Below are 23,795 nucleotides of genomic sequence, written 5' to 3'. Positions count from 1 at the left end.
CCCGCCCCTCACGCGTCGCCGACCCGCACCAGACCGGATTCGTACGCCCACACAGCGATCTGCACGCGGTCCCGCAACCCGTGGCGGGTGCGATCGCGCGGGCGTCGCGGTGTGTTGTCGAACACCGGTTTCACGCAGTCACGGTCTTGAGGGCAGTGCGGGCGGGGCCGGTGCCCGCGGTCGACCAGCAAGCCCGTGATGGCCGGCGGCGCGGTGCGGACGACGTGGCCGACGGTTCGACTCGCCGCGTGTGTGCGGTGATCCGGTCAGCGCCTGCCGGCGGCCAGAATGACGAGGAACTGGCCGCCACCCGCCTCGACGTTCGCGGTCACCGGCAGCCCAGGTACCAGTCGGGAGAACCGGTCCACCAGCCAATCCGCCGCCTCATGCGCGTCCTGCTTGGTCGGACAGCGGGCGACCATCTCGCGGCCCCCCTTGCGCTCCAGCCGCCCGGCGACGGTGATCAGCGGCGCGGGCTCGACCACGTGCAGGCGGTCCGGCCAGGCGATGACCACCTTCACCGCGCCCTTGCGGGTGTTGCACCCGCGGTGCGCGAGCCGCTCCGCGACCTTGGCCTTCCGGTCGGCGGTCCGGCTGTCGACGCTGGGCCCCCGCGGATCATTCACCGACATGTCGGCGTCGACACGCTCATCGCACACCCAGCACCGCCAGCCATCGCGCTCGGCCACTTCATCGAGGAGACTCACCCAAGCAAACTAGCCTGCTCGGCCGCCGTCCCACTCACCGCGCCCGGGTGCGCCACCAATCCCCGTATCACCAGGAGACCACACCCTCGTCGTCAAAGCCGCCGCGCGCGCCGCCATCAGTCAGCAGACCGCCGACAGCCGCACTCAGGTGAGCAGCTCGCTCGTCTCCCAGACGAGCACGCCAGGTCGACCGGCTCCCGCACCGATAGCTCGACGGCGAGAGTCTGGTGATGTGGCGGCGCAGCCGCGCAGGCGCTCGGTGTTGGCGCACCCGGATCGGGCTTGCGGTACAACCGAACTTCGCGGCGACCTGCTCCCGGCGGCACCGGGAAAGCGTGATCAGCAACGCGAGGCAGGCCTCCTGCGCGATGTCCTCCGCGGTGAGGGCTGTCGGTGCCAGGTGGCAACCGCACGTTACCGCTGCTACCAGGTGTCGCGGAGAATTGCGCTCGGACCCGGCTCATCATCGTCGGCTTCCGGGTCCGGGGCGTCCAGTTCGCGTGCGATCGCGTCGATCCGGCGTTCCGCGTCCTCGGCGAGCCTTGCCCGCTCTTCGTCGGACAGCGCCGCGAAGACACCCAGGTTCGACAGCACCGCCTTTCCGCCTGCCGTCTGCTCGGTGAGGGGAGCCAGGTAATCCCGAGTGGTGATCTTGCCGTCGCGAAGATCGATCAGCCGCCTGCGCAGCGCCGGGTCGTCGACCGCGGAGACCGCTTGATCGAGCATTCGCCGCCGCAGTTCGCGTTCCGCGCGTGATCGGATGCCGTCGCCCGTCGCGCTCATCGGATCATTCCGGGGAAATCGTAGGGCTCGTCCGGCAGGGGCGGCAGGTGTTGGGTGTAGTAGATGTCCATGGCGAGGATCTCGGTGGCGGCCTGGATTCCGGTGACGACGTCCTTTAGGTCGTTGTAGAGGTCATAGATTTTTCTGGCGTTGTCGATGACCCGGTAGGTCTTGTACCCGCCCCAGATGGCGGCCGCGGCGTTGACGCCGGGGATCTCCAGCAAGGTCGCGGACAGAACTGCTTCCACTGCGGCGTCGATGAGGTCGGACCAGAGCCCGGACACCACCGTGTAGAAGTCGAAGGCGTGCTGGGACAAGGCACAGAACTTCACATAGAGGTTCTGGCCGGTGGTGTTCTGACTCTCGATTCCCGCGGCCAACGCCCCGAGGTAGGCGTGCGCGCCGTCGGCGGCGTTCCCGGACCAGTCCGATGTCGACTGGACCCAGCCCGCGTCGATGTTCCCGCCGACCTCCAGGCAACACTGTCCGATCGCGCGGCACCGGTCGGCGGTCCGCCGCACCTCGCGCCAGTCCCCGGAGGCCACGCTGAACAGCGACTCGAAGATGTCGACGCCGGACAGCATCCGGATCGTCTCGCGGATCAACGAGGTCACGCTGAGCAGGTCGCTCTCCAGCGACGCGCGCCATTCCATCTCGTCATAGCCCGGCGGGTCGACCAGGTGCCGCTGCGGCTCGACGAAGTCGGCGTACCCGTTGGCATCGGGCCGCGTGGGGTCGTCCGGCAGGGACGGCGCAACGACTTCGACGTCCTGTACCAGGAGGATGTCGACCCCCTCGTAGGACGACGATGCCGTCGTCAGCGCGGCCGACGTCGCGGTAGCCAGATCGACCGCCCGCGCCAACTCCACGACCAACGCGTCGACCACGGTCTCCACACTTGGCTGCACCAGCGTCAGCAAGCCGGTGAACGGGCCCGCCGTATTGATGCCACCCGCGAAACGCCGCGCCGCCACCAGGTCGTCGGCGCCGCGCCCAACGACGTCGGCCAGCTTGGCGAGCGCCGATGGATCGACCCGGAATCCGTCCTGCACGGACATCTCACGCACCTCCGTCGCCCGCGACCACTCCAGCCCATCAGACCCGCCTACCCGCGACGGGGTTCCCCAGCGCGGAAACTATGTGCTGGCGCAAAGGGCGACATCAGACCCTACCCGCGGTGGCTGGAGCGCCCGCCGATCGCGTCCGCAAGGAGCGCCGAGCGCGGCGGTCACCCGCGTCCCCGTAGCCGGTCATTTCTTGCGGCAGAAGAGGATCTGCTTCGGCGAGGTGACGGTGAACGGCTCGCAGCCACGCGAACCCGTAGGTCGGGCAGGCGACGTAGCCGCTGCCCGGGTGTTGGCCGTCGCGGATCACCTTGATGCCGGCGGCGAAGTCCCCGACGGCATCCACGTTGCATTCCTCACCATCGGCTGCGGGCAGCATCGCCTGGCGCCGATTCGAGACCCACTCGTAGTGTTGCGAGTCCTTAGCGAACAGCCTCGAACTGGGCTGTCCACGTCGTGTGGAAGGTCATTGCCTGGCAACGGATGTCCGTGTCGGCCCTCAGCGTCACAGCGTCGGTCAACTTGAACGGGTAGTTCGCTTCGCTCACGGCGAGGGTCGGGAAGAGGGGATCCGCGCCGAGCGCCGACAGTTCGATCTGGTCGTGGCAGTAGACCGCGTCCGCGCTGTCGATGACGGTGTCGATGACGACCTCACCCGCGGTGATGGACGTCAATCTGGCCTTCACGTTGCTGTTCGGGTTGGTGAGGGTGAGGGTGACGTACGCGCTTTCGCCGGGCAGCAGCACCCCGGTCTGCGCGCCGGTGACGGTGACGGCGGAGAAGGACTCGGATGAACCCGCGACGGGGTCCGCGGTGCTGCTCTGGACATAGGTGGCGATCGCGAAGCCGGTGACGCCCATCAGCGTGCCGACGGCGGCGATGACGAGCATGGGCTTGACTAGCGAGTTGGTACGCATGGGCATTCTCCTGACATCGGTGGAACCGCGCGGCGAAATGCCGCGAGCTTGAGGACGTCGTGCTGGTTGGTGAGCCTGGCGGCGCGGTGACCCGCGAACGCCTGGTTGTTCAGGAACGAGGCGTCGGTTCCGGCTCGTTCGCGCTCGACATCCCGTCGACGGGCGGCGTGCCGGTCTCGGTGGGCGTGACCGTCTCGGGCGCGGCCGGTGTGGTCGGGACGACCGCCTGCTCCGGTGTCGTGGTGGTGGTTGGCGCCGTCGCCGGGTCGGCGGCCACGGACGCCGTCGGCGCCGCGGCGGAGGGTTCAGCGGGTGTCCACCGGCCGGTCGCGCCGTCGATGGACACGGTGATTGCTGTGGTCAGACCGGCGGGAGCCGCCGCCACGCCGACAGCGAGTCCCATGCCACCGACTTGGACGGCGACCATCAGGGCGACGACCGTGACGCGTCGGGCGGTCCGCAGGCCGACGATGCTCCTCAGAGCGTGGCTTCCGAAGACTTCTGTCATCGGGGGATCGGGCAGTGAGGGCTCGGCGTCATAGGCGGTTTCAATGTTCATAATTACGCCGTTGGATATCGCGTCCCGCGCGTTGCCAGCGAGGTCCGATTCGCTATTGATGTGCATCCCGATGACCAGTTGCGGGATCCCCGCGAGATCGGAGATTTCTGCGTTGAAATCCACGACTTTCACTCTTTGTCGCGGCAATCTGCTCAGCGACAAAGGCATCAAACTGGTGGTCACAGCCACTGTGGCCCTACGGAAGGGCTCCACTTGGCCAGCATTTCATAAGCCGTGGTACGGATGCACCATAACATCACCAAATCCGCCACGGGAAGTGATCAGATGATCGCCTGACGCCCAGGACGCTACGCTGAAGGCTATACCGAGAAATAGTTCGTCGATGCCGTCAAAGGAGTGAAAACCGTCCCACAAATTGTGCTCAATTCTTGTGGCGCGATCAGACCGTCCGCGTGAACGAGCGGGCCGAAGGGTCGCGCACCTGATAGCCCACATCGCTGACCCGAGCGCCCGTGAATCGCGCGGTGGCCGCCCAATGCGCCCTAGGGCCTTCTGGCGCCCGACCGCACCCGGGGCCCTGCACTCAGTGCGACCGGCAACCCTCGCCGGGCCGACTCGGCTGTCACGCGTCGCCGGGCAACCGGATACCGCGTTAGGCGTCCTTAAGGGCAGCACTATCCGTGTCAGGAGGTCGTGATGAGGCGTTCCCTTGTGGTCCTGGTGGCGATGGTCTTCGGCGTGCTGCTGGGGGTGCCCGCCACGGCGGGAGCGAGTACGCCGTACTGCGGCATCACATGGGGCTCCCTGCCGAAGGAAGCGAGCCCCGGCTCCACCGACGAGCTCTACGCCATCCGCACCGGCCGCCACGCCTGCTACGACCGGATGGTCCTCGACGTGGACGGGGACGTGCGCGGCTACTCGGTGCGCTATGTCGACGAGATCCGCAAGGACGGCTCAGGCGAACTCGTCCCCGTGCGGGGCGGCGCGCGCCTGGAGGTCGTGGCCAAGGTCCCGACCACCCCGACCGACGCGATCTTCCTGCCGAACGGTGAACTCGCCGCCGTCACCGGTTACGACACCTTCCGCCACGTCGCGTGGGCCGGGCAGTTCGAGGGGCAGACGACGATCGGGCTGGGTGTGCGTGCCCGGCTGCCGTTCCGGGTGCTGCTGCTCGACGGCCCCGGCACCTGGTCCCGCATGGTCGTCGACGTCGCCCACCGCTGGTAGCGGCGGACGAATCTTGGATTCCGACGGCAGAAGCTCGACCAGACTGGAGGTCGACTGGCTTCGGGGCACTCCGGCGTACGGAGGCGGGCCATGATTCGGTCGTAGGAGCCCCCCGCCGGTCCCCCTTGGGGTCAAGTGGATCGACGGCGGCTGTTCCCTGCCGGTGCGAATCGGTAGGTCTTGTGCACCGGCGGGCGGCGTCAAACCCGCCAATCAGCCCGGCCAAGGCGCCCGGCAATCTCACCTGGATGGCAGGCATATCCACGACAACCCGTTGAGATGCGGAGTGTGCCGGACGATCCGGATCCGGCCGTGGTTTGCTGGTGTCGATGTCGTGGCTTACCACAATGCCGGGCCTACAGTGTTGCGTCGACATGTGCCTCGCTCATAGCGTGAGGCGGTGGCCTGTGTGCCAGTTCCACAGTAGTCGGCCGTCGATCGCGTTTCGGGTTGCGGTGGAGGCTCGGTGGCCGTGCAATGTGTCCTCAGGGCACATGCGGGACCGGGATGCCGTGTGCCGGGGCACATGGATGACCTGGTGGAAGGCGCTTACCGTGAGCCGCCGAAGAGGTTGTTCACCGATGCGGCGAGCGGAGTGCCATGTCCACGATGCGGTTCGGGATTGTCGGCGCGGGATTGATGGGACACGGGATCGCGGTCGAGTTGGCGCGCGGCGGTCACAGCGTCGCGTTGCACGACGCTGACCCGGCCGTGCTGGGGACACTGGACGAGCGGGTGGAACGGGCGTTGGCCGCGTCTGGTGTGACCGGTGAGCAGTGCCTGCAGGCCACGGCGCGGATCACCGTGGCGGCCGACCTGGCCGAGGCGGCGGGAACCGCCGACGTCGTGGTGGAGGCGGTCGCGGAGCGGATGGCGGTCAAGCACGCGGTGATCGCGGCCGTGGAGGCCGTGGCCGCGACGAGCACTCCGATCTGGTCGAACACGTCGGTCCTGTCGGTCACCGGGATCGCGAGCGCGATGGCGCATCCCGAGCGGCTGGTCGGCGTGCACTGGTGGAACCCGCCCTACGTCATCCCGCTGGTCGAGATCGCGCCGGGCGAGAACACCGACACCCGGTTCGTACAACAGGCCGAGGATGTCCTGGCGGACCTGGGCAAGACGACCGTGCGGCTGGCGCGCGACGTGCCCGGGTTCATCGGCAACCGTCTCCAGTTCGCGCTGGTCCGCGAGGCCCTGCACCTGCTGGAGGCGGGGGTGTGTGACGCGGTCACCATCGACACCGTGGTGCGGTCGGGGTTCGGGCTGCGGCTGGCGGCGGTCGGTCCGATGGAGAACGCCGACTACATCGGGCTGGACCTGACCCGGTCGATCCTGGGCAGCCTGGCGCCACACCTGTCCACCGCGAGCGAGTCCTTTCCCGTGCTGGACAAGCTGCTGGTCGACGGTCACCGTGGTCTCGCGTCCGGCGGCGGACTGCTGCCGTGGGCGGACGGCCGGGGCGAGGAGGTGGCGCGGCGGCTGGACCAGGGCATCCGCCGCAACCTGGCTGAGCACAGCACCGGCTGAGCGCAATCGATGCCGGCGTCGACGTTGGGGAGGAAGTCCATGACGGTGGGGATCGCTTCATACCTGGAACTGCTGTTGGCGTCGGATACCGGCGTCGGCGACTTCGACGAGCTCTTGGTCCGCGTACGTGCGGAGGGTGCGCCACCGGACCGGTTGGCGGAGTTGGAACGGGAACGCGCGCTGGCGCTGCGGGTCCGCGAGATCCTCATCGGGCACCGGCACCACCAGGCCGAGTTGCAGCTGCTCAACGACACCGCCAACGACCTGGCGGCGCTGCACGACCTGGACGCGATCCTGCAGGCCATCTCCGACCGGGCCCGCCGCCTGCTGGACTGCGACCTGGCCTACATCAGCCTCAGCGACCAGGACCGCGGCGACAGCTACATCAAGGCCGCGTCGGGCAACATCTCCGGACTGCTGCGGGAACTCCGGCTGCCCAGCGGCACCGGGGTCGGTGGCATGGTGGCCCGCACCAGCGCGCCCTACAGCGTGCTGTCCTACGACGAGGACAAGTCGATCATCCACACCCCGGAGATCGACCGCACCGTGTCCGCGGAGAAGGTGTGTTCGCTGCTCGGGGTGCCGGTGGTGCTCGGCAGGCAGGTGATCGGCGTGCTCATGGCCGCGCACCGAGAACAGCGCACGTTCAGCGGCGCGGACGTCAACGCCCTGTCGATGCTGGCCGCGCACGCGGCGGTGGCGATCGACAACAGCCGACTGCTGGGTGAGGCGCGGGCCGCGGCCGACGACCTGCGCGTGGCCAACGCGACCGTCCGCTCCCACGCCGAAGACCTGGAACGCAGCGCGGCGGTGCACGAACGCCTCACCCGTCTGGTCCTGGACGGCAAGGGCGTCGACGACGTGGTCCAGGCCGCGGCGCAGTCGGTCGGCGAGGGCGGTGTGGCGCTGGTGAACCGGGACGGCGTTTTAGTGACGTGTGCGGGTGATCGCGCCGCCGTGGAGGCCTGCGATCTGGTCGCGGTCGCTCGTGCCGCACGCGACGCCGGACACACGGTCGTCGGCGACACCACGTGCGCGGTGCCGATGATCACCGAGTCGGACTACCTGGGCACCATGATCCTCATCGGTGCCACCGCGATCGGCGACATCGACCGGCGCACCTTGGAAGCGACGGCGCTGGTGGCCTCCCTGGTGCTGGTGACGCGGCAACGCATGGCCGAGACCGAAGCCCAGGTGCGCGGCGAACTGCTCGAAGACCTGCTCTCCCCGTCGCCGCCCCGGGACGACCTGCTGCGCCACCGCGCCTCACTGTTGGGCGTCGACCTCGACGCCCAACACGTCGTGGTGGTGGCTCGGGTCGACGAGCGCGCACGCGGAACCGCTCCCGCGTCGCCTGCCCGGGTCGACGAGCGCGGACGCGACCGCCACCACGCCGCCGCCGCGTCGCTGGCCCGCCGTTGCGGTGGTCTGGCGACCTGCCGCAAGGACGAGGTTGTCCTCCTGCTGCCGGGCACCGATCCCGGAGAGCAGGCACGGGCCGTGGCCCGCGACCTGTCGACCGCGCCACGACCGGTGACCGCTGGGGCGACGGCGGCGGAGAGCATCGATCGTGTCGCCGAGGCCTATCGGGAGGCGGCGGACTGCGCACAGGCCATGCTCGCGCTGGGCCGCACCGGCGAAGGGGCCGACGTGGCCGCACTGGGCGCTGTGGGCGTGCTGTTCGGCAGCAAGCGCGACCTCGGTTCGTTCATCGACGCCGTGCTTGGCTGCCTCATCAAGTACGACGAAGCACGCGGCACGGATCTGGTGCGCACCCTCGGCGCCTTCTGCGCGACCGGCCAGAACATGTCCAACACCGCGCAGGAACTGCACCTCCACGCCAACACCATCGCCCAGCGGCTGGCCCGGATCGGGCACCTGCTGGGAGAGTCGTGGCGTGCGCCCGACCGCCTGCTGGAGGTCCAGATAGCGTTGCGGCTGCTCAGGATCAGCAGGCCGGAGCTGCTGCGGTGACCGGGCACGGCGTGCGGTCCCGCTGTCGGACGCGGGGCCGCACGCCGGGTCGAAGCCTCCGACCGGCTGGAACGGCTACCTGGTGCAGACGTAGCCGCGCGCGGAGTCCGGATCGCCCACCCCGATGTAGCGCGGCCACGTCGGGTACTGGCACAGCGGTCGGGTGCGTCCGGCGGCGGAGGGGTTCTTGTCGGTCACGATCTGTTTGGCGGGTGGCCGGTGGAACTCCACCCAGTTCTCCAGCGTGGTCAGCGAGTCCCAGCCGGCGGCGAAGGCCGCGTCGACGTTGACATGGTTGGCGCCGGGTGCCAGGTAGAGGCGGGCGAACCGTTGTGTCGCACCCTTGCCCATGGTCTTCTCGACCCGCTGGAAGTAGTCCACTGTGGATCGGTGGCTGACCAGTTCGTCGGCGGTGCCGTGCACCAGCAGCAACTTGCCTCCCCCGTGGGCGAACCGCCGCAGATCGGGGTCGTTGACGTCCTGCAGCCGCGACAGTTCGCTGATGTGCTGCTGCCACGCCCCGGGCCGCAGTGGATCGAGTGACAGCGAGTCGTGACCCGGGTCGCGGGTGACCTTGCGTGCGGGTGCCGACGCTGGCTGGGACGTTCTCTTCCAGTGGCCGGTCGCGGGCGTCGTAGCGGATGCAGGTCCACGCCCCGCCGCCGGAAGATTCGGCGAGCACCCGCCCGGAGGCGTCGTAGATCTGTTCGTCGGCCCTGGCCGGTCGCGGCCCTGCGCACCCCGGCCTGACGAGACGCGCCGGGGATCCCGCCGCGCCGTCGTCGACTGTGTCAGCGGGGTGTGCTGAGTCGGACGAACAGGTTGCCCGTCTGCGCGACGACCTCGCCGGAGATGTACTGCACCGGCGTCGTGATACCGCTGATGTTGACCGAGAACCGGTCGTGGATGCCCGCGCCGTTCCCGTTGTCCACGACCTTCCCGCGGATCACGGCGGGCACGCCGTTGATGGTGCCGGTCGCTTGGAAGAGGGCGGTTTGCCCGACGACGACCAGCCACTGTGGCCGGTCGCTGCTGAAGCGCCGGGTGCCGGTGTCGACCCTGACGGAGCCGAGGGCCGTCGTGCCCTGGTACACGATCGAGGTGGACAGCCTCACCGCCGCCCCGGCTGAGTCCGAGCCCCTCTCCGACCCGTATACCTCCCCGCCCGGGTTGAACAGGACCAGCTCGCCCGAGACGGTGGGGGCGGTGAAGTGGAACCCGGTGACATCGATCTTCATCGACCAGACGTCGACGGTCCCGGTGAGGGGCACCACCGCGTTCCCATCAGCGTCGAACGTCGCCGAATAGGTCTGCGTGGAACTCGTCAGCGTCGGCGTCAACTCGATGGCCGCGCCCGCCTTGGTCCGGTCGGCCGGATACCCGTCCGGCTCATCGACGGCCCTGAGCACCAGCTGCGGACTCCCCGTCGCCGACTGGACCAAGGCGTTCGTCACGCTGATGGTCAGGTTCTCGCGCTCCACGTCGAACGGCACGTTCGTGGACGTCCCCGCGTGGAGCGCGTCCTCCGCCACCGTGACTCGCACGTCCCAGAACCCCGGTATCGCGTCGGCCACCCACTGGGCGCTCGCGACCCCGTCGGAGCCCGTCGTCGCGGTGAACGTCTGGCCGGCGACCGTGAACGTGACGCTCTTCCCGCTGATCGGCGCGCCGGACGACCCGTCCCGGACGACCGCCGAGAGCGTGGCCAGGTCGGAGTAGTCGACCGAGGAGTCGCCGGTGTAGGCGATCGTGGCCGACCGCTTCACGACGTCGACCAAGAAGTCGTAGTCGGTCCGCACCGCCGAGTCCGTGATGCTCTGGCCGCGCACGAACATCCGGTGGGCGTGGACACCCGCGTTCTGCGGAACCGTGACCTTGACGGTGGCCGTGGCCCGCTGGCCCGCACCGAGCGTCATCCGCTGCGTGGTCGCCGTCCATCCGTTCGGCAACAGCGCGGAGAAGTCGAAGGTGTCCGCGGCCTCGCCGGTGTTCATCACCTCGACCCGGACGTCGAACGAGTCGCCCAGGGCGACCGTGGGCCGAGGCGCGTTGCCCCGGCTGTCCGCCGGGTCGACCAGGATGCCCGGGCCCGCGACGTCGAGGTACGCCATCTGCCACTGCCGGTCGGCGGGGTCGTCGAAGAACGGCCGCCCGATCGCCCGGACCGCCACCTTCGCCGGGGTGCCATCCGCCCACGGGGCGGCCATCGTCCGCTGCGGCGTCGCCGCGTCCGTCGGGTCCCAAGCATCCATGTTGCCGCCGCCTGAGCAGTCGGGGTCGTCGGGCTCAGGGCCGTCCTCGTCGACGCGGCCGTCGCCGTCGTTGTCCGAGCCGTCGGCCGGGTCCTCGTTGGTGCGCCCGTCGTTGTCGTTGTCCTTCTGGCCGTCGGGGCCGTCCTCGTCGATGCGGCCGTCGCCGTCGTTGTCGACGCCGTCCGGTGGATCCTCGTTCTGCTGTCCGTCGACGTCCTCATCGATGCACCCGGGCGCGCGTTGGCCGTCCGGACGCATCAGCTCGACCCCGCGGATGTGCTCGGCGCCGCTGCGCACGTTGCGCTCGTCGATGCGCCAGATGACGACGCCGGTGTCCGGCACGTTCTGGTCGTAGGTCCCCACGCGCGGTGTACGCGCCTCGACCAGGAAGTAGTCGTTGGTCCCGCGAACCGGGTCGTAGAGCAGGTACGTCTGGCGGATCCTGCCGTCGTTGGAGATGACGACGTACCGGTCGCTGGTCACGACCTGGGGCTTCTCACTGCCCAGGTGCATCTTGTGCCACGGGTTCAGGACGAACCACTGGTTCGGCGAGCCGCAGGTCGGTCCGGCGATGTCCCAGGAGCCGACGCCGTAGCCGTAGTGGTCGAACAGGTCGTAGATCTGGTGGCCGAGTTCGTGGGCGAACGTGATCTCGTTCGTCGCCGTGCCGCCGTCGCCGGTGCGGAACGCGATCGTCTTGCCGTCCAGTTGGCCGCCCGCGGCCACTCCTCGCGTCTGCCCGCAGTTGTCCGTCCCCGGACGCGAGGTGAAGATCGTGGCCACCGCCAGCTCGGTGTCCCGCACCGCGCCGTCCTTGTCGGTGTCGTAGCGGGCGAAGTCGACGAACGGGTCGGCGAGTTCGAGCATCTTGCGCCGCCGCTGCGCCGTGTCCATGGCGAGCGCGTCGGCGGACTTGCCGAGGTCGACGACGATGACGCCGTTGTCCGCGATGCCGAACGACTCGACGACCGGAACCAGCACGGCGAGGGCGTTGTCCAGGTAGTAGTCGGCGACCGTCCCGAACTCGAAGATGGAGAAAAACTTGTCGTGCACCACCGTCTCGGTGACGTTCGTCTGGTCGGTGAACGTGCCGTAGACGACCAGCAGCGGGGTCAGCCCTTCCCGCGGCTTGAACAGCGGCGCGTGCGGTGTCGCCGGGTGGCTGAAGTCGGGCAGCGGGAACGGGTAGGGCGAGGGCGCGGCGTGAGCCGGTGTCGCGATGGCGGTGGCCATCCCGGCCGCCAACGTCAGAGCCGTCGCCATCGCCGACCAGCGGGTGCGTGCGCCCATGAGGTCACCTGTCCTCACCGAGTGTGAGCGCCCGGCCGCCGATCCGCTGACGTATGACGCCCATCAGAGTGCTTCGCTCGCGGACACCGGCCCGTTACCGGTTCGGGATCTTGACCTCTACTTTGCTTGAGGTTGCAAGATCGGCCTATGGAGAGCAACAAAGCGGATCGCAGTGGTGGGTGTCGGCGCGATCGGCGCCGCCGTGGCGCGCAGACTACTGGCCGACGGGCACGACGTCGTGGTGTGGAACCGGACCCCAGAGTGCGCCGCGGCGCTGGTTGAGGCGGGAGCGCGGGTGGCGTAAGCGCTGACCGACGCGGTCCTGGCGGCAGAGTTGGTGCTACTCACCGTCACCGACCAGGACGCCGCGGGGCACTGTTCGACGGTCTATACCCATGCTGCCACCCCAGCGGCTGGCGCGTCAGGGAACCGATCAACGACGAACTCGCGGGCCGTCCGGACAGCATCCATTCACACAGCATCCTCCACGAGGGTGCCGGTCGTCACCGAAATTCGCCCTGCTAACACTTCTCGGTGGTGAGTGCCGCGGACATGTCGCGCTTCGGCCACGGTCCGGGCGGTCCGGTGCTCCACTTGACCCTGCCGAGCTTGCCCCAGATCCCCCGGTATCCGTACCAGGGCTGATCTTTGACGTTCAGCAACGTAACCGACGTGTCCCAGGCGAAGCCCTTGCCGGTGTGGTCGGTTCCTTGGTACCACGAGAGGTGGTGGTCGTCCGCGGTCGGATAGGACCCGTGCGAGCCTTTCGCGCTGTACACCTCGGCGCGGCCGTCGGTCATCCCCATGTCCTCCCACGGCTTGAAGCACACCGGGCCGCCGTGCTTCGCGAAGGTGACCCCGACCGGCCGGTCACCGTCGAGCTGGACCGCGACCCGTTCCCAGTCACCTTCGTGGTCGAGGGTGAAGTCGTTGTAGGGATAGAAGAACCAGTACAGGTACGCGCTGAGCCCGCCGTCCTTCGGCGGGACGTACTCCCAGTACACCGGCGCGTTCACCCGCTTGTCGGCGCCAGGGGTGTTGCCGGGCCTGACCTCCTCGGGCGAGTCGAGGTAGAAGCCCTTTCCACCGTTCTCGCCCTGATTCGCCGGCGCGTTGGAGTGGAAGGTCCGGCCGTCGTCGAGATGCTTGCAGGGGTTGCGGATCCCTGAACGAACCGCTTCCTTGTGCGCGTAACCCTCGCCCCGGCCGAGTCTGGTCTCGTCGAGGTCGGTGGCGACCGGCTCGTCGCCCTCTTCGCAGATGTCGCCGTGGTCGAACCGCAGCACCGACGCGCGGATGTAATCGGAGGCGCTGCCCGGGAAGTTCTTCTCCTCCGGATGCAGCCACACCGTCGGCGCGAAGCGGAGCGCCAGCTCCTGCGTGCCAGGCGGGCTCGCCGGTGGTGTGCCAAGCTGCGGCGGAGTCCACAAGTGACGGACGTGGGCGCTGAGCTCGGTCCGCTTCTCCCCTTCCACCAACGCCAATGGCTTGGTTTCCTCGCCCCGGCCGAGTTCGAGACTGGCCCCGGCGCCGATGTCGAGCACGCTGTCGAAGTCGCGTTCGTCGGTCCGTGCCCATTCGGCTCCGTCGTAACGCCACTGGTTGTGCGCGGACTTCTCACCGCACTGCGGTCCGTTCAGTCCGCCGTAGGTGCAGGACCAGGTCCACGCGGCTGTTCGCAGGGTTCCGTCGGCCGCCCACCAGAGGTGGTCGCGGCCGCTGTTCCAGTCGTCGTCGGCGACCCGCGGTGTCGTCTGCCGCAACTCCTGGTCGCTGGTGCGCACCTGCTCGGCCGGACTGGTGGGGTCGAGCCAGAACACCTGGGCCACAGCGGTCGACGCGCCTGTGGATCCCGTGGTGGCGTAGGCGAACAGTGGCCCGCCCCACCAGCCGCGCGGGGTGAACGCGGTATCCGCCACCTGGCCGACCTTGCCCACGTTCGTCGTCTTGCCGGTGGCCGGTTCGATGATGATCAGTTCACTCTCGTCGCGCGCACCGGTCTCGGTGATCTGGAACGTCACCAGCCGATCACCGGCGCCGGCGATCGACGAGGCGCCCTTGTCCAGTCTCAGCGGACCATCGGCCTTGAGGGTGGCGAGGTCGAACACTTTCAGTTCAGCCTCGCCGTAACCCGTCGAGGCGTAGACCTTCCCGCCGGCGACCGCGACGTCGTAGCACGTGCAAGCGGCTTTGGCGATCGCGCCGGTCCGGGCGTCGATCGAGACCAGCTGCTCGCCCGCGATGGCCACGAACCGCGAACCGTCCGGGGCCCATTCCGCTTGCTCGCCGATCTCGGCGGCGAGTTCGGCGACCTTGTCGCCCGCGCGCATCAGTCGGAGCTTGCCCTTCTCGGCGTAGGCGAAGGAGGGGACACCGGTCTCCGCGGGGTCGCTGTCCACGGACTTCGCCGGAGGCGGTGCGACCGGGTCGCAGGCGGCCACCAACGCCAGCGCCAGCGTCAGGACAAGGAAACGCGTGATCCACCCCATGGCCTGGCAGCCTAGGCGATCGGACGCCGCCACCACGCGGGTTTCGCGTAGTGGCAGCACCCGATCGGGTAATGGTCCGTTGTGACCCAACCAGGACACGCGCGGGAACGGTCGAGTCCGCTACTTCCGGATCGCCTCGAAGCCGCGGATGACCGCGTCCAACCGGCGTTCGAACGCCTTCGCGCGCTCCGCGCGGGTGGGATAGGAGTCGTAGTCGGTCGCCGCGATCCGCGGAAACCGCTCGGGGTCGACATCGCGCAGTGACGCCACAATGTCGGCGTACCGTTCCTCGTCGGTCCGCCCGGAGATCTCGTTCACGTGGTCGAGCGCGGCCTGCTGAAGCCCCCACGAGATCGACATCGCCTCGAGGGTGGCTTCAAGGTCGCGCTTGCGCGCACCACCGAAGCCGCCTGCCTCGTAGAGCGCGGACAAACTGTCCACGAAGGCGAGGAACTCCGGTGAGGTCGGCGCCGCGCCGAAGTAGGCGCCCTCAAGGCCGGGGTGGCGGCTGAACAGAGCCGCCTGCCGGAAATACACCCCCACCAGCTGGCGCCGCCACCGGCGCCGGTCCGGGCGGGGCACCTCGAGCCCGCTCCACAACCGCGTGAGCACGAGTTGGTGCAGCTCGAGCTTGTTCCGCACGTGGGCGTAGAGCGACGAGGGTCCGGTGTCCAGGCGAGCGGCGACCGAACGCATGCTCAGCGCCCGGAAACCGTCGGCGGCGATGACGGCCAGTGCCGCGTCGACGATGCGTTCGGCGGTGATGGCGGGCTTGGCGCTCCCAGCGGTGCGTGGCACGTCTCCCCCTCTTGACTCGAACACTGTTCGTTCCTATCCTCGCATAACGAACGGTGTTCGTAACTGACCTAATCGAGGGGGCTGGTCATGAGGAAGCTTGTCGAGTCGACGTTCGTGACGTTGGACGGTGTGATCGGGGATCCGCAGGTGTGGGGCGTGCCGTATTGGGACGCGCAGCACCAGGAGTACGCCACCCACCTGATTTCCACCGCGGACGCCCTGGTGCTCGGACGCCAGACGTACGAGGGCTTCGCCGAGGCGTGGCCGCAGCGCTCGGGAGACCCCTACAGCGACAAGATCAACGCGATGCCCAAGCACGTGGCGACGCGCACGCTCACCGAGTTCAAGTGGAACGCCTGCCGCCTGGAGGGGGACGCGGCCGCGGCGATCGCCGCGCTCAAGGAGCAGCCGGGGGGCGACCTGCTGAAGTTCGGCACCGGCAAGCTCGACCAAGCCCTGCTGGAGAGCGGACTGCTCGACGAGCTGCACCTGTGGGTCTTCCCGGTGGTCGCGGGCAAGGGCGATCGGCTGCTCGAGGGCGTGGTCGAGACGACGCACATGCGGCTCGTCGACACGCACCGCCTCGACAGCGGGATCGTGGTGCAGGTGCTGGCCCCGGGAACTCCTGGCGAGTGAGATCAGGCCTGCACCGGTACAGAACTCCCGCGCCGGTGCCGGACCAGGTCGAGTACCACCTCTTGTCGCCGCCGCCTTCCGTGCGGTCCGTCCATCATGGACAGCGGCGGCGGCTTGGGGACCGTGGGTGATGATCAGAGATCGTCGATGTCGACCAAGCCGTCTTGGATCGCGCGGGCCACCAAGGCGGCCTTGGTGGGGGCTTCCCGGCCGCGCAGGGCGTATTTGATCCGGATGCGCTCGAGATACGAGTTGACGGTGCTGGTCGAGATGCCCAGGTGTCGGGCGACGAAGTCCTTGGACTCCGATTGGAACCACATGACCAGCACCTCGGTTTCCCGGGCGGACAGCGTCGGGCGGTGGTCCCGGCTGTCACTGGCCAAGGCGCCCGCCAGCGACGGCGGGGTGTAGGCGCGGGCGACGGCCGCGGCCCGCGTGGCCTGCAGCAGGTGGTCGGCGCCCTCGGCTTTGGTGAGGTAGGACAGGGCGCCCAGTTCCAGGCACTGCAGCGCTATGTCGTCTTCGGCGCGCATCGAGTACACCACCACGCGCCTTCCCGCCTGGGTGAGCCTGCGCAGGTCGCCGAGGACTGGGACCGGCTTGGACAGGTGCAGGTCCAGGATGACCACGTCTGCCTCGGCGCCCGGGCCGACCCAGGCCGCGCTGAGGTCCTCGCCCGAGGCCACCACCTGGATCGGCGGCGTGCCGGACGAGAGCCAGTGGGCCACGCCCGCGCGAACCGCCGGGTGGTCGTCGATGACGACCGCGGTCAACTCCTCCAGCGTCGCCACCTTGTCTCCCTCCGCTGGTCGGACGTGCGCGCATCCTCGTTCGGCCCACAGCCTGACCTGTCCCGGCGGGCCGCCGGTGACGGGGGTGGGTGTGGTGCGAACGACCGGCACCGCGAGCCTTGGGCCGCGGTTAGCGTGCGGGAAACCCGACGCCGTGCCGGCGCGCGGGGCTTCCACGCGTGGTGACCGGACCCGCGGGGCAGAACAAGGAGATCCATCGTGACCCACACCCCCAAATCGCTGCTCGCCGCGGGCGCGGTGATCCTGTCGCTGACTGCGTGCGGGGCCGAGACCGGGGAGCCGGTCGCCGCGCCCTCTTCCGCTTCGGAGGTGGCCACCACCAAGCCGGCTCCGTCGTCCTCGGCGGACCCTTCCCCGTCGACCCGGCCTGCCGGTGACGTGACCGCGCCTGGCTCGGAGCTCAAGATCGGCGAACGGGCTGTCGTGCCGTTCAAGTCCGGCACCGAAAAGGAGGGGACGATCGCGATCACCGTGACGGCGATCGAGCAGGGCGCCAACGCCGACCTCGCCAGTTTCGGCGACAAGGCGAAGGGCATGACCCCGTACTACATCCGGGTTCTGGTGGAGAACGTCGACGGAACCGACCTGGCCCACAGCTCGGTGCGGCTGCGTGGGCTCGGCCCGGACGGCAAGTCGACCGGTGTGATCATCACCGGCGAGACGGCCAAGTGCCAGTCCGAGTCGGCGGGCCGTGACTTCACCACCGCGGGCGCGAAGTACGAGACCTGCGTGCTGCAGGCGGCCCGCGAGGGCGGCGAGGTGGCGGCGGCGAGTTTCGACAAGGGCGACGCCTACCTCAAGTCGCCGGTGACCTGGGGGAAGTGATCCGGTTTCCGCCGAACACCCCCAGGCGCGTCGAGCCGACCGACGCCGGAGCGGCCGGCCGGCCGCGACGGTCCAAGTGGGACGAGGGCTTTGGTAGCGTCCGGTGGTGTTCGGACTCACGACCGATGACCCCGAGCGGCGGGCTCTCGGCGCGATTGGTCCGTGCGAGCGCCACCTCCAACTGGCGGTGGCGCGCAACGCTCCCCTGCTGCGCGCGGCCGTAGCCGGTCTCTGCGGCCTGTTCGCGACGCTGGTGGCCCCCGGTGGCCTCAGCCCGGTTGCCTTGGTCGTGCTCGCCGCGGTCATCGCCGTGCCGTGTGCGCAGAGCAGGTGGCACGGGCGGGCCCCGGTCGCCTTCATGCTCGCCAACGTGGCGCTCGTGGTCGCCGTGGGGCTCAGCCAGATTTCCTTGGGCGCCCAGCCCATGAGCGGCTGGTTGTTCGCGACGGTGTCCATCACGACGGTGACGTGCTACTTCGAGTGGCCGGAGCGCCGTGTCGCCGCGCACGCGCTGGTCGGGTCGGCCATCCTCGCGCACGGCGCGGGCTGCCTGCTCGCCGGTGCGGCCATCGATCCCGCCGCCGTCTGGCGGTTGCTGGTGCAGGCCGGGCTGTCGTGTCTCGGACTGCTGCTCGGCAGGCACGCGGCACGGTTGTGCGACGAGCTGGTGCGCAGGGCGGAGCGACGTCGCGTCACGGCGGCCGCCGCGCGGGCCCAGCGGTCCGCCGACCGGGCCTACCGGGCGATGCTGCACGACACGGCGAGCACGACGCTGCTCATGGTGTCCACCGACACCACGGGCGACTTCGACTGGCTCGCCGCCGAAGCGCGCCGCGACCTCGAGGTGTTGACCGCCCACCCGCCGGGCACCGACCAGGACGTCGACCTCGCCGGGCTGCTGGGGTCGCTGACCGACTACCCGGGTCTCGCCGTGCGGGCCGACATCCAGCCACGTCTGTCGCTGCCCGCGCGGCAGGCGTTCGCCATCTATCACGGGGTGCGAGCGGCGCTGAGCAACGTCCGCGGACATTCCGGGGACACCACTGCCTCGCTCACCGCGAGCGACCGCGACGGCCTGGTGGTGGTGCGGGTGACCGACCGCGGCCGGGGATTCGATCCGAACCAGGTAGGGGCGCACCGGCGGGGCGTATCCGAGTCGATCGAGGCGCGGATGGCCGCGGCGGGCGGCCGGGCCGCGGTGCGGTCGGCCCCCGGCAGCGGCACCTTGGTGGAGTGGACGTGGTCGCATGACTGACCTCGCGCCGACCCGGTCGACGCACGTCGAGCGGAGATTGCTGGCCACCACCACGGTCATCCTGCTCACGGTCGCCTTGACCGTCCAGTTCGGACTCAACGGTCGGATGCCGCTGAGCGGGGCGTCGCGCACCGAGATCGTCGTGTATTGCGTCCTGGCGGGAATCGGCCTGGGTTCCGTGGTGGTGCTGATCGCGCGCGGCGGGCTCCCGACGGTGGCGCGGTGGGGTGGCGTCGCCGTGCTGCTCGCCTGTTCGGTGGCGGTCTCGGGTGTGCTCCCACCGCAGGGCGCTGCCCGCGCGGAGCACTGGTCCATCGGCCTGATCGGCTGGTACGGCCTCATGCTGCTGTGCGAGGTGGCCGTCGGGTGGGCGGTGGCGTTCCTCGGCGCGCACGTCGCCGCGACGGTCTGGCGCGTGGTGGAGGCCGGGTCGGACGCCGCGGGATTCGCGACCATGGCGGTCGCCCTCACGTCGGTGATCGGGTTCCAGGTCGGGGTGGCGCTCAGCGCGGGACTCGTCCGGTCCGTGGCCCGCTCGGCGATCCGCTCCGCCCGCGCCGAGGAGCGGATCCGGGTGTTGGAGGAGGAAGCGCTAGCCGCGGAGCGCGAGCACGAACGGCGGCAGGCGGACCTGAGCCGCACCACCATCCCGCTGCTCGCGGGTTTCGCCGACGGCGCGCTCGACCCCGGAGACGCCGCCGTGCGCAGGCGCTGCGCCGTCGAGGCCGCCAGGATCCGCAGGCTCCTCGGTGAAGGCGAGGACGTGACCGACCGGCTCGTCCACGAGCTCGGGGCGGTCATCGACATCGCCGAGCGGCATGGCGGTTCCGTGCGGCTGTCGGTATCCGGGATCCCGTACGAGCTGCCCGACGACGTGCGCCGCGCCCTGCTCGCCCCGATCTCCGAGGTGCTCGTGTCGACCACGTCCGACGCCCGCGTCACCGTGCTGTACACCCCGGACCGAACCCGGGTCAGCGTCCAGTGCGCCGCTCCCGTCCCACCGGTCGGCAAGCCGGACGGCACCGAGGTGTCTTTCGCCGATTCGGTCAGCGACGGCAGGCTCTGGTTGGAGGTGTCCTGGCGGGCCCCGTGACCGCGCGGCGGCGCTGTGGGTCGTTCGCCCGACACCACGTCCTCGGCATCTTGCCTACGGTGATCGCGCGGACCGGTCGAGTCCGCGCGTCGCTCGAATGATGGTGTGAGGAACATGTCCGCTTCGCCCTATGTCCAGAAGTACTGCGCCCAACGGCTCCGGCGGGCCGTTGTCTTCCTGTTGTGCTGGTTGGTTTTCGCCGGTTTCACGGTTTTCCTCGCGAGCTCGGTGGTGCGGACCCTGTCCGACGACCGCGCGGAGGTGATGGCCACCGCCACGGCGGAGACCACCACGTCGCAGACCGTCGGGTCGCGGCGGAACCGGCGGATCGAGGAAGTCCGGGCCTTGCGAGTCGAGTACGACCACCGCGGTGAGCGGCAGGAAGCCACGGTCGTGGCTGACGAGCGACAGGTGGGCGACACGTTCCCGTTGTACGTAAGGGAAAGCGACCGGCGCGTGGATACCGAGCGACCGACTGTCAGCACCATGGAGTGGGTGATCCTCATCGCCCTGGTGCTTCTGGTAGTCCCGTGGGCGTGGTTCAGCGTCCGCGGAATCGTCCACACCGTCCGCATCCGCGGGTTCGACCCGCGGCAGGCGACCGAGCGGTTCACGGTGACCGTCCACGGCGTCGCGCCGCGCACGTCGGGCAAGATCACCTACCTGCGGGCCACCGGCGTGGTGACCGCGGGCAACGCCGCCGACGACAAGCTCGGCGCGGGCAGGCCGGTGACGCTGGAGTCGTACGCCACCGCGATGCCGCCCGCACAGCGGTTCCCGGCCCAACTCGACGCCTACCTCATGCCCGGCGGCGGGCTCACGTACACGGCCTTCGTCCACTCGAGCGGGACCGGCGACTGGTGGGTGGCGTCGGTGCTCGCCGACGTCGCCGACCAGCAGGCCGCCGCGCGCTGACCTCACTACCCGAACTGGGGCGGTCCGGCGAGGGGTCGGACCGCCCCAGGACTCCACAAAGGACACACGGATGAGAGTCGCCACCATCGCCCCCGTCAGCGAGGACACCATCGCCCGCTTCGCCGGGCGGGTGCCGCCCGACTGCGCCGAGTTCTGGCGCTCGCACGGTGCGGGATTCCTCGGGAACGACGGCTATTTCCGGGCCGTCGACCCCGGACGGGCCGACACCATGCTCCGCGGGGTCCTACGGCTACCCGAGGACGCCGTGGTGCTGTTCACGACCGCGCTCGGCGACGTCGTCGCGCAGGTTCGAGGAGTACACCTGGTGGTCAAGCCACGCTTCGGCGCGATCAATGTCCTGGGCAACGCCTCGTTCGCCGACCTGCTGGCGCTGATGGCCGACCCAGCCGAACGAGAGGTCGCGTGGGAGTGGCAGCCCTACCCCGCCGCACGGGAGCGCGCCGGGGTACCCGCGTTCGAACAGTGCTTCGGCTACGTCCCACTGCTCGCGCTCGGCGGATCACCCGCGGCCGCGAACCTGCACCTGTGCGGCCTCTACGAACACCTCGCCGTGATCACCCAGTTCGCCGGCCAACCCCAAGTCCGCTCGCCACTGCGCCGCGCGGCCACACCGACCGACCGCCTCATCGCGTTCGGTCGCGCGCTGTTCGCCACGCTCACCGACAGGCCGGACCTGAAAGTCATCGACCTGCCCGACGGCCTGGGCGTCTGCCTCGTCCACACCGCCCGGGGCGGCGGAAAGATCTACGTGGCCCCCGATGAGACCGCCTTGTTCGCGGCCTCATCGATGGACTTCGCCACCGGCCTCGACGCCTTCCGCGCCGGAGTGCGCACCCCGGCGGAGAAGTTCCCGAAGCGCCACCCCGACCCGGTGTGAACGTGATCCCCAACGCGCCGGACGGCCGACCCATAACCGGGCGGCATGCGCGGATGGCCTGAGATTTCCTTGGCCCGCCGCCACAGAGTCAGCGCGAAGGGATTCGACGGCACAAGGAGATCACATGCGTGCGGCCAGGGTACTCGTCCTCGGCGCGGCCGCGGTCGTCACCGCGGCGCCCGCGATGTCGCAGTCACAGACGACCGAGGTGTCTACGGCGTGCACCCTGCCCGCCTGGCGATCGGACCTCGGTTACCACCAGGGCGCTCGGGTCAGTCACCTCGGGCGCAACTGGGTGGCCCGCATGGCGACCTGGGGTGGCGAACCCGGCCGCGGCGGCCTGTGGGGCGATCTCGGTTCCTGCTGAGCGTCCGGACAGGCGGCGCTGAGCGGGTCACCGGGACGCTCAGCGCCGCTGCCCGTCCGCGACCAGCCGTGCGAGCTCAGGATGGGTGGCCAGCCAGTCCAGGTAGGTCCGCGAACGGGAAATCGCCACGCGGTACACGGGCCTTGACCCCGGATGTTGGACACCAGACACACTTGGATCCTGACGGTCCGGGTGGACAGGAGTCCCGCACAGATGGTGATGAAGCACTATCCGCCGGAGTTCAAGGCCGAGGCGGTCGCGTTGTACCGGTCTCGGCCGGGCGCGACGATCAAGTCCGTGGCCGAGGACCTCGGGATCAACCACGAGACGCTGCGCAGCTGGATTCGGCTCGATGACGGGCAGCGCACCGGAGCACCGGCGACGGCGACGGTGTCGCCGTCGAGTTCGGCGGACAACGAGAACACCTTGCTGCGCAAGCGGATCCGCGAACTGGAGGAGGAACGCGACATCCTGCGCAAGGCGGCCAAGTATTTCGCCGGGGAGACGCGCTGGTGAACCGCTTCCAGTTCGTCGCCGACCATCAGCGCCTTTACGGCGTGAAGCGGTTATGTCAGGTCATCGGGATCGCCCGGTCCAGCTATTACCACTGGAAAGCCACCGCGCCCGACCGCGCGGCCCGCGCCACCGCCGACGATCGGTTGGCCGCGCGCATCCGCACGATTCACCGTGACTCGGCGGGCACCTACGGTGTCCCCCGGGTCACCGCCGAGTTGCGCGAGGCAGGGCACCAGGTCAACCACAAGCGGGTCGCCCGGGTCATGCGCGGTATCGGCCTGGCCGGTCTGCGGCTGCGCCGCCGACATCGCACCACCATCGGCGACCCCGCCGTGGCCAAGGCGCCGGACCTGCTCGGACGGGACTTCACCGCCGAAACGCCGAACACCAGGTACGTCGGCGACATCACCTACCTACCGATCGCCGACGGCACGTTCTGCTACCTGGCGACCGTGATGGACCTGTGCTCGCGCAGGCTGGCCGGGTGGGCCATCGCCGATCACATGCGCACCGAGCTGGTCATCGACGCACTACGGGCGGCCCAGCGCACCCGGGGCAGCCTGGCCGGGGCGATCTTCCACGCCGACCACGGAGCCCAATACACCTCTCGGGCCTTCGCCGAGGCCTGCCATCAGGCCGGGGTGATCCAGTCCATGGGCGCGGTCGGCAGCTCGGCGGACAACGCCGCCGCGGAAAGCCTCAACGCCTCGTTCAAACGCGAAACCCTGCAAGGCGCACAGAACTGGGCCAGCGAACGCGATGCGCGGCTGGCCGCCTTCGGCTGGCTGCACCGCTACAACACCCGACGACGCCACTCCCACCTCGGACAGATGTCCCCGATCGACTACGAGAACAGCCGCCACCCGACACCGGCTACGCTGAATCAAGCCGCATAACCCCGTGTCCAACATCCGGGGTCAAGCCCCGGTC

The 23,795-nt window shown here is 69.5% G+C and carries 24 protein-coding genes; 12 read left to right on the top strand and 12 right to left on the bottom strand.

Going from position 1 to position 23,795, the window contains the following annotated elements; all coding sequences use genetic code 11:
* Positions 1-8 precede the first annotated feature (8 nt).
* From ACUZ2Y_RS00645 to ACUZ2Y_RS00615, 7 genes are all read right to left on the bottom strand, one after another.
* A complete protein-coding gene (locus ACUZ2Y_RS00645; RefSeq protein WP_476325839.1) occupies positions 9-134 on the bottom strand; it encodes a hypothetical protein in 126 nt (41 codons plus the stop codon).
* Positions 135-266: 132 nt separating this feature from the next.
* A complete protein-coding gene (locus tag ACUZ2Y_RS00640; protein ID WP_476325837.1) occupies positions 267-707 on the bottom strand; it encodes a hypothetical protein in 441 nt (146 codons plus the stop codon).
* Positions 708-1,130: 423 nt separating this feature from the next.
* Positions 1,131-1,490, bottom strand: coding sequence for a hypothetical protein (locus ACUZ2Y_RS00635; protein ID WP_476325835.1), 360 nt, complete (start codon positions 1,488-1,490; stop codon positions 1,131-1,133).
* Positions 1,487-2,548: a hypothetical protein gene (locus tag ACUZ2Y_RS00630; RefSeq protein WP_476325833.1), complete on the bottom strand. Its 1,062-nt coding sequence runs from the start codon at positions 2,546-2,548 to the stop codon at positions 1,487-1,489. Before ACUZ2Y_RS00630 ends, ACUZ2Y_RS00635 begins: the two co-directional genes overlap by 4 nt.
* A gap of 103 nt (positions 2,549-2,651) precedes the next feature.
* Positions 2,652-2,900: a hypothetical protein gene (locus ACUZ2Y_RS00625; RefSeq protein WP_476325831.1), complete on the bottom strand. Its 249-nt coding sequence runs from the start codon at positions 2,898-2,900 to the stop codon at positions 2,652-2,654.
* A 76-nt stretch (positions 2,901-2,976) separates the two neighbouring features.
* Entirely contained in the window at positions 2,977-3,471 is a 495-nt protein-coding gene (locus ACUZ2Y_RS00620; protein ID WP_476325829.1) for a hypothetical protein, read from the bottom strand.
* A gap of 109 nt (positions 3,472-3,580) precedes the next feature.
* Entirely contained in the window at positions 3,581-4,153 is a 573-nt protein-coding gene (locus ACUZ2Y_RS00615; protein WP_476325827.1) for a hypothetical protein, read from the bottom strand.
* A 534-nt stretch (positions 4,154-4,687) separates the two neighbouring features.
* On the opposite strand from ACUZ2Y_RS00615, the gene ACUZ2Y_RS00610 reads away from it, so the two are divergent.
* From ACUZ2Y_RS00610 to ACUZ2Y_RS00600, 3 genes are all read left to right on the top strand, one after another.
* Positions 4,688-5,218, top strand: coding sequence for an AMIN-like domain-containing (lipo)protein (locus ACUZ2Y_RS00610; protein ID WP_476325825.1), 531 nt, complete (start codon positions 4,688-4,690; stop codon positions 5,216-5,218).
* Positions 5,219-5,818: 600 nt separating this feature from the next.
* Positions 5,819-6,745, top strand: coding sequence for a 3-hydroxyacyl-CoA dehydrogenase family protein (locus ACUZ2Y_RS00605; RefSeq protein WP_476325823.1), 927 nt, complete (start codon positions 5,819-5,821; stop codon positions 6,743-6,745).
* A gap of 39 nt (positions 6,746-6,784) precedes the next feature.
* The gene (locus ACUZ2Y_RS00600) at positions 6,785-8,719 is read left to right on the top strand and encodes a helix-turn-helix domain-containing protein (RefSeq protein ID WP_476325822.1); all 1,935 of its coding nucleotides are present in this window, start codon (positions 6,785-6,787) and stop codon (positions 8,717-8,719) included.
* 75 nt (positions 8,720-8,794) lie between these two features.
* Here ACUZ2Y_RS00600 and ACUZ2Y_RS00595 read toward each other — a convergent pair whose 3' ends face one another.
* Positions 8,795-9,250, bottom strand: coding sequence for a tannase/feruloyl esterase family alpha/beta hydrolase (locus tag ACUZ2Y_RS00595; RefSeq protein WP_476331487.1), 456 nt, complete (start codon positions 9,248-9,250; stop codon positions 8,795-8,797).
* A gap of 260 nt (positions 9,251-9,510) precedes the next feature.
* Entirely contained in the window at positions 9,511-12,261 is a 2,751-nt protein-coding gene (locus ACUZ2Y_RS00590) for an NEW3 domain-containing protein (protein WP_476325820.1), read from the bottom strand.
* 139 nt (positions 12,262-12,400) lie between these two features.
* Here ACUZ2Y_RS00590 and ACUZ2Y_RS00585 point away from each other — a divergent pair, with 139 nt between their 5' ends.
* Complete coding sequence (locus ACUZ2Y_RS00585) at positions 12,401-12,565, top strand: NAD(P)-binding domain-containing protein (protein WP_476331484.1); 165 nt, start codon at positions 12,401-12,403, stop codon at positions 12,563-12,565.
* Between the two features lie 217 nt (positions 12,566-12,782).
* On the opposite strand, the gene ACUZ2Y_RS00580 is transcribed toward ACUZ2Y_RS00585, so the two are convergent.
* Together ACUZ2Y_RS00580 and ACUZ2Y_RS00575 are read right to left on the bottom strand one after the other, a co-directional pair.
* A complete protein-coding gene (locus tag ACUZ2Y_RS00580; RefSeq protein WP_476325818.1) occupies positions 12,783-14,750 on the bottom strand; it encodes a YncE family protein in 1,968 nt (655 codons plus the stop codon).
* 120 nt (positions 14,751-14,870) lie between these two features.
* On the bottom strand, positions 14,871-15,548 hold the full coding sequence (locus tag ACUZ2Y_RS00575; protein WP_476325816.1) for a TetR/AcrR family transcriptional regulator: 678 nt from the start codon (positions 15,546-15,548) through the stop codon (positions 14,871-14,873).
* An 87-nt stretch (positions 15,549-15,635) separates the two neighbouring features.
* Between ACUZ2Y_RS00575 and ACUZ2Y_RS00570 the strand changes: the two genes are divergently transcribed.
* Positions 15,636-16,184: a dihydrofolate reductase family protein gene (locus ACUZ2Y_RS00570; protein WP_476325814.1), complete on the top strand. Its 549-nt coding sequence runs from the start codon at positions 15,636-15,638 to the stop codon at positions 16,182-16,184.
* A gap of 134 nt (positions 16,185-16,318) precedes the next feature.
* On the opposite strand, the gene ACUZ2Y_RS00565 is transcribed toward ACUZ2Y_RS00570, so the two are convergent.
* A complete protein-coding gene (locus tag ACUZ2Y_RS00565; RefSeq protein ID WP_476325812.1) occupies positions 16,319-16,975 on the bottom strand; it encodes a response regulator in 657 nt (218 codons plus the stop codon).
* Between the two features lie 219 nt (positions 16,976-17,194).
* Between ACUZ2Y_RS00565 and ACUZ2Y_RS00560 the strand changes: the two genes are divergently transcribed.
* From ACUZ2Y_RS00560 to ACUZ2Y_RS00530, 7 genes are all read left to right on the top strand, one after another.
* A complete protein-coding gene (locus tag ACUZ2Y_RS00560; protein ID WP_476325810.1) occupies positions 17,195-17,821 on the top strand; it encodes a hypothetical protein in 627 nt (208 codons plus the stop codon).
* 106 nt (positions 17,822-17,927) lie between these two features.
* Positions 17,928-19,076 carry a sensor histidine kinase gene (locus ACUZ2Y_RS00555; RefSeq protein WP_476325808.1) on the top strand — a complete coding sequence of 383 codons (1,149 nt, stop codon included), beginning with the start codon at positions 17,928-17,930 and terminating at the stop codon, positions 19,074-19,076.
* On the top strand, positions 19,069-20,169 hold the full coding sequence (locus tag ACUZ2Y_RS00550) for a hypothetical protein (protein WP_476325806.1): 1,101 nt from the start codon (positions 19,069-19,071) through the stop codon (positions 20,167-20,169). Before ACUZ2Y_RS00555 ends, ACUZ2Y_RS00550 begins: the two co-directional genes overlap by 8 nt.
* A gap of 114 nt (positions 20,170-20,283) precedes the next feature.
* Positions 20,284-21,084 carry a hypothetical protein gene (locus tag ACUZ2Y_RS00545; protein ID WP_476325805.1) on the top strand — a complete coding sequence of 267 codons (801 nt, stop codon included), beginning with the start codon at positions 20,284-20,286 and terminating at the stop codon, positions 21,082-21,084.
* Positions 21,085-21,154: 70 nt separating this feature from the next.
* Positions 21,155-21,982, top strand: a complete 828-nt coding sequence (locus tag ACUZ2Y_RS00540) for a T6SS immunity protein Tdi1 domain-containing protein (protein WP_476325803.1) — start codon at positions 21,155-21,157, stop codon at positions 21,980-21,982.
* Positions 21,983-22,106: 124 nt separating this feature from the next.
* Positions 22,107-22,349, top strand: a complete 243-nt coding sequence (locus ACUZ2Y_RS00535) for a hypothetical protein (protein ID WP_476325801.1) — start codon at positions 22,107-22,109, stop codon at positions 22,347-22,349.
* Positions 22,350-22,562: 213 nt separating this feature from the next.
* Positions 22,563-23,761 (top strand): IS3 family transposase gene (locus ACUZ2Y_RS00530; protein WP_476325799.1). Its coding sequence is split into 2 segments (ribosomal slippage): positions 22,563-22,851 and positions 22,851-23,761, totalling 1,200 coding nucleotides; the frame shifts between segments, so codons are not numbered across the junction.
* The last annotated feature ends 34 nt before the right edge of the window (positions 23,762-23,795 follow it).

This window comes from Actinokineospora sp. UV203, from assembly GCF_056323665.1.
This window is presented reverse-complemented; position numbering and strand designations above follow the sequence as displayed.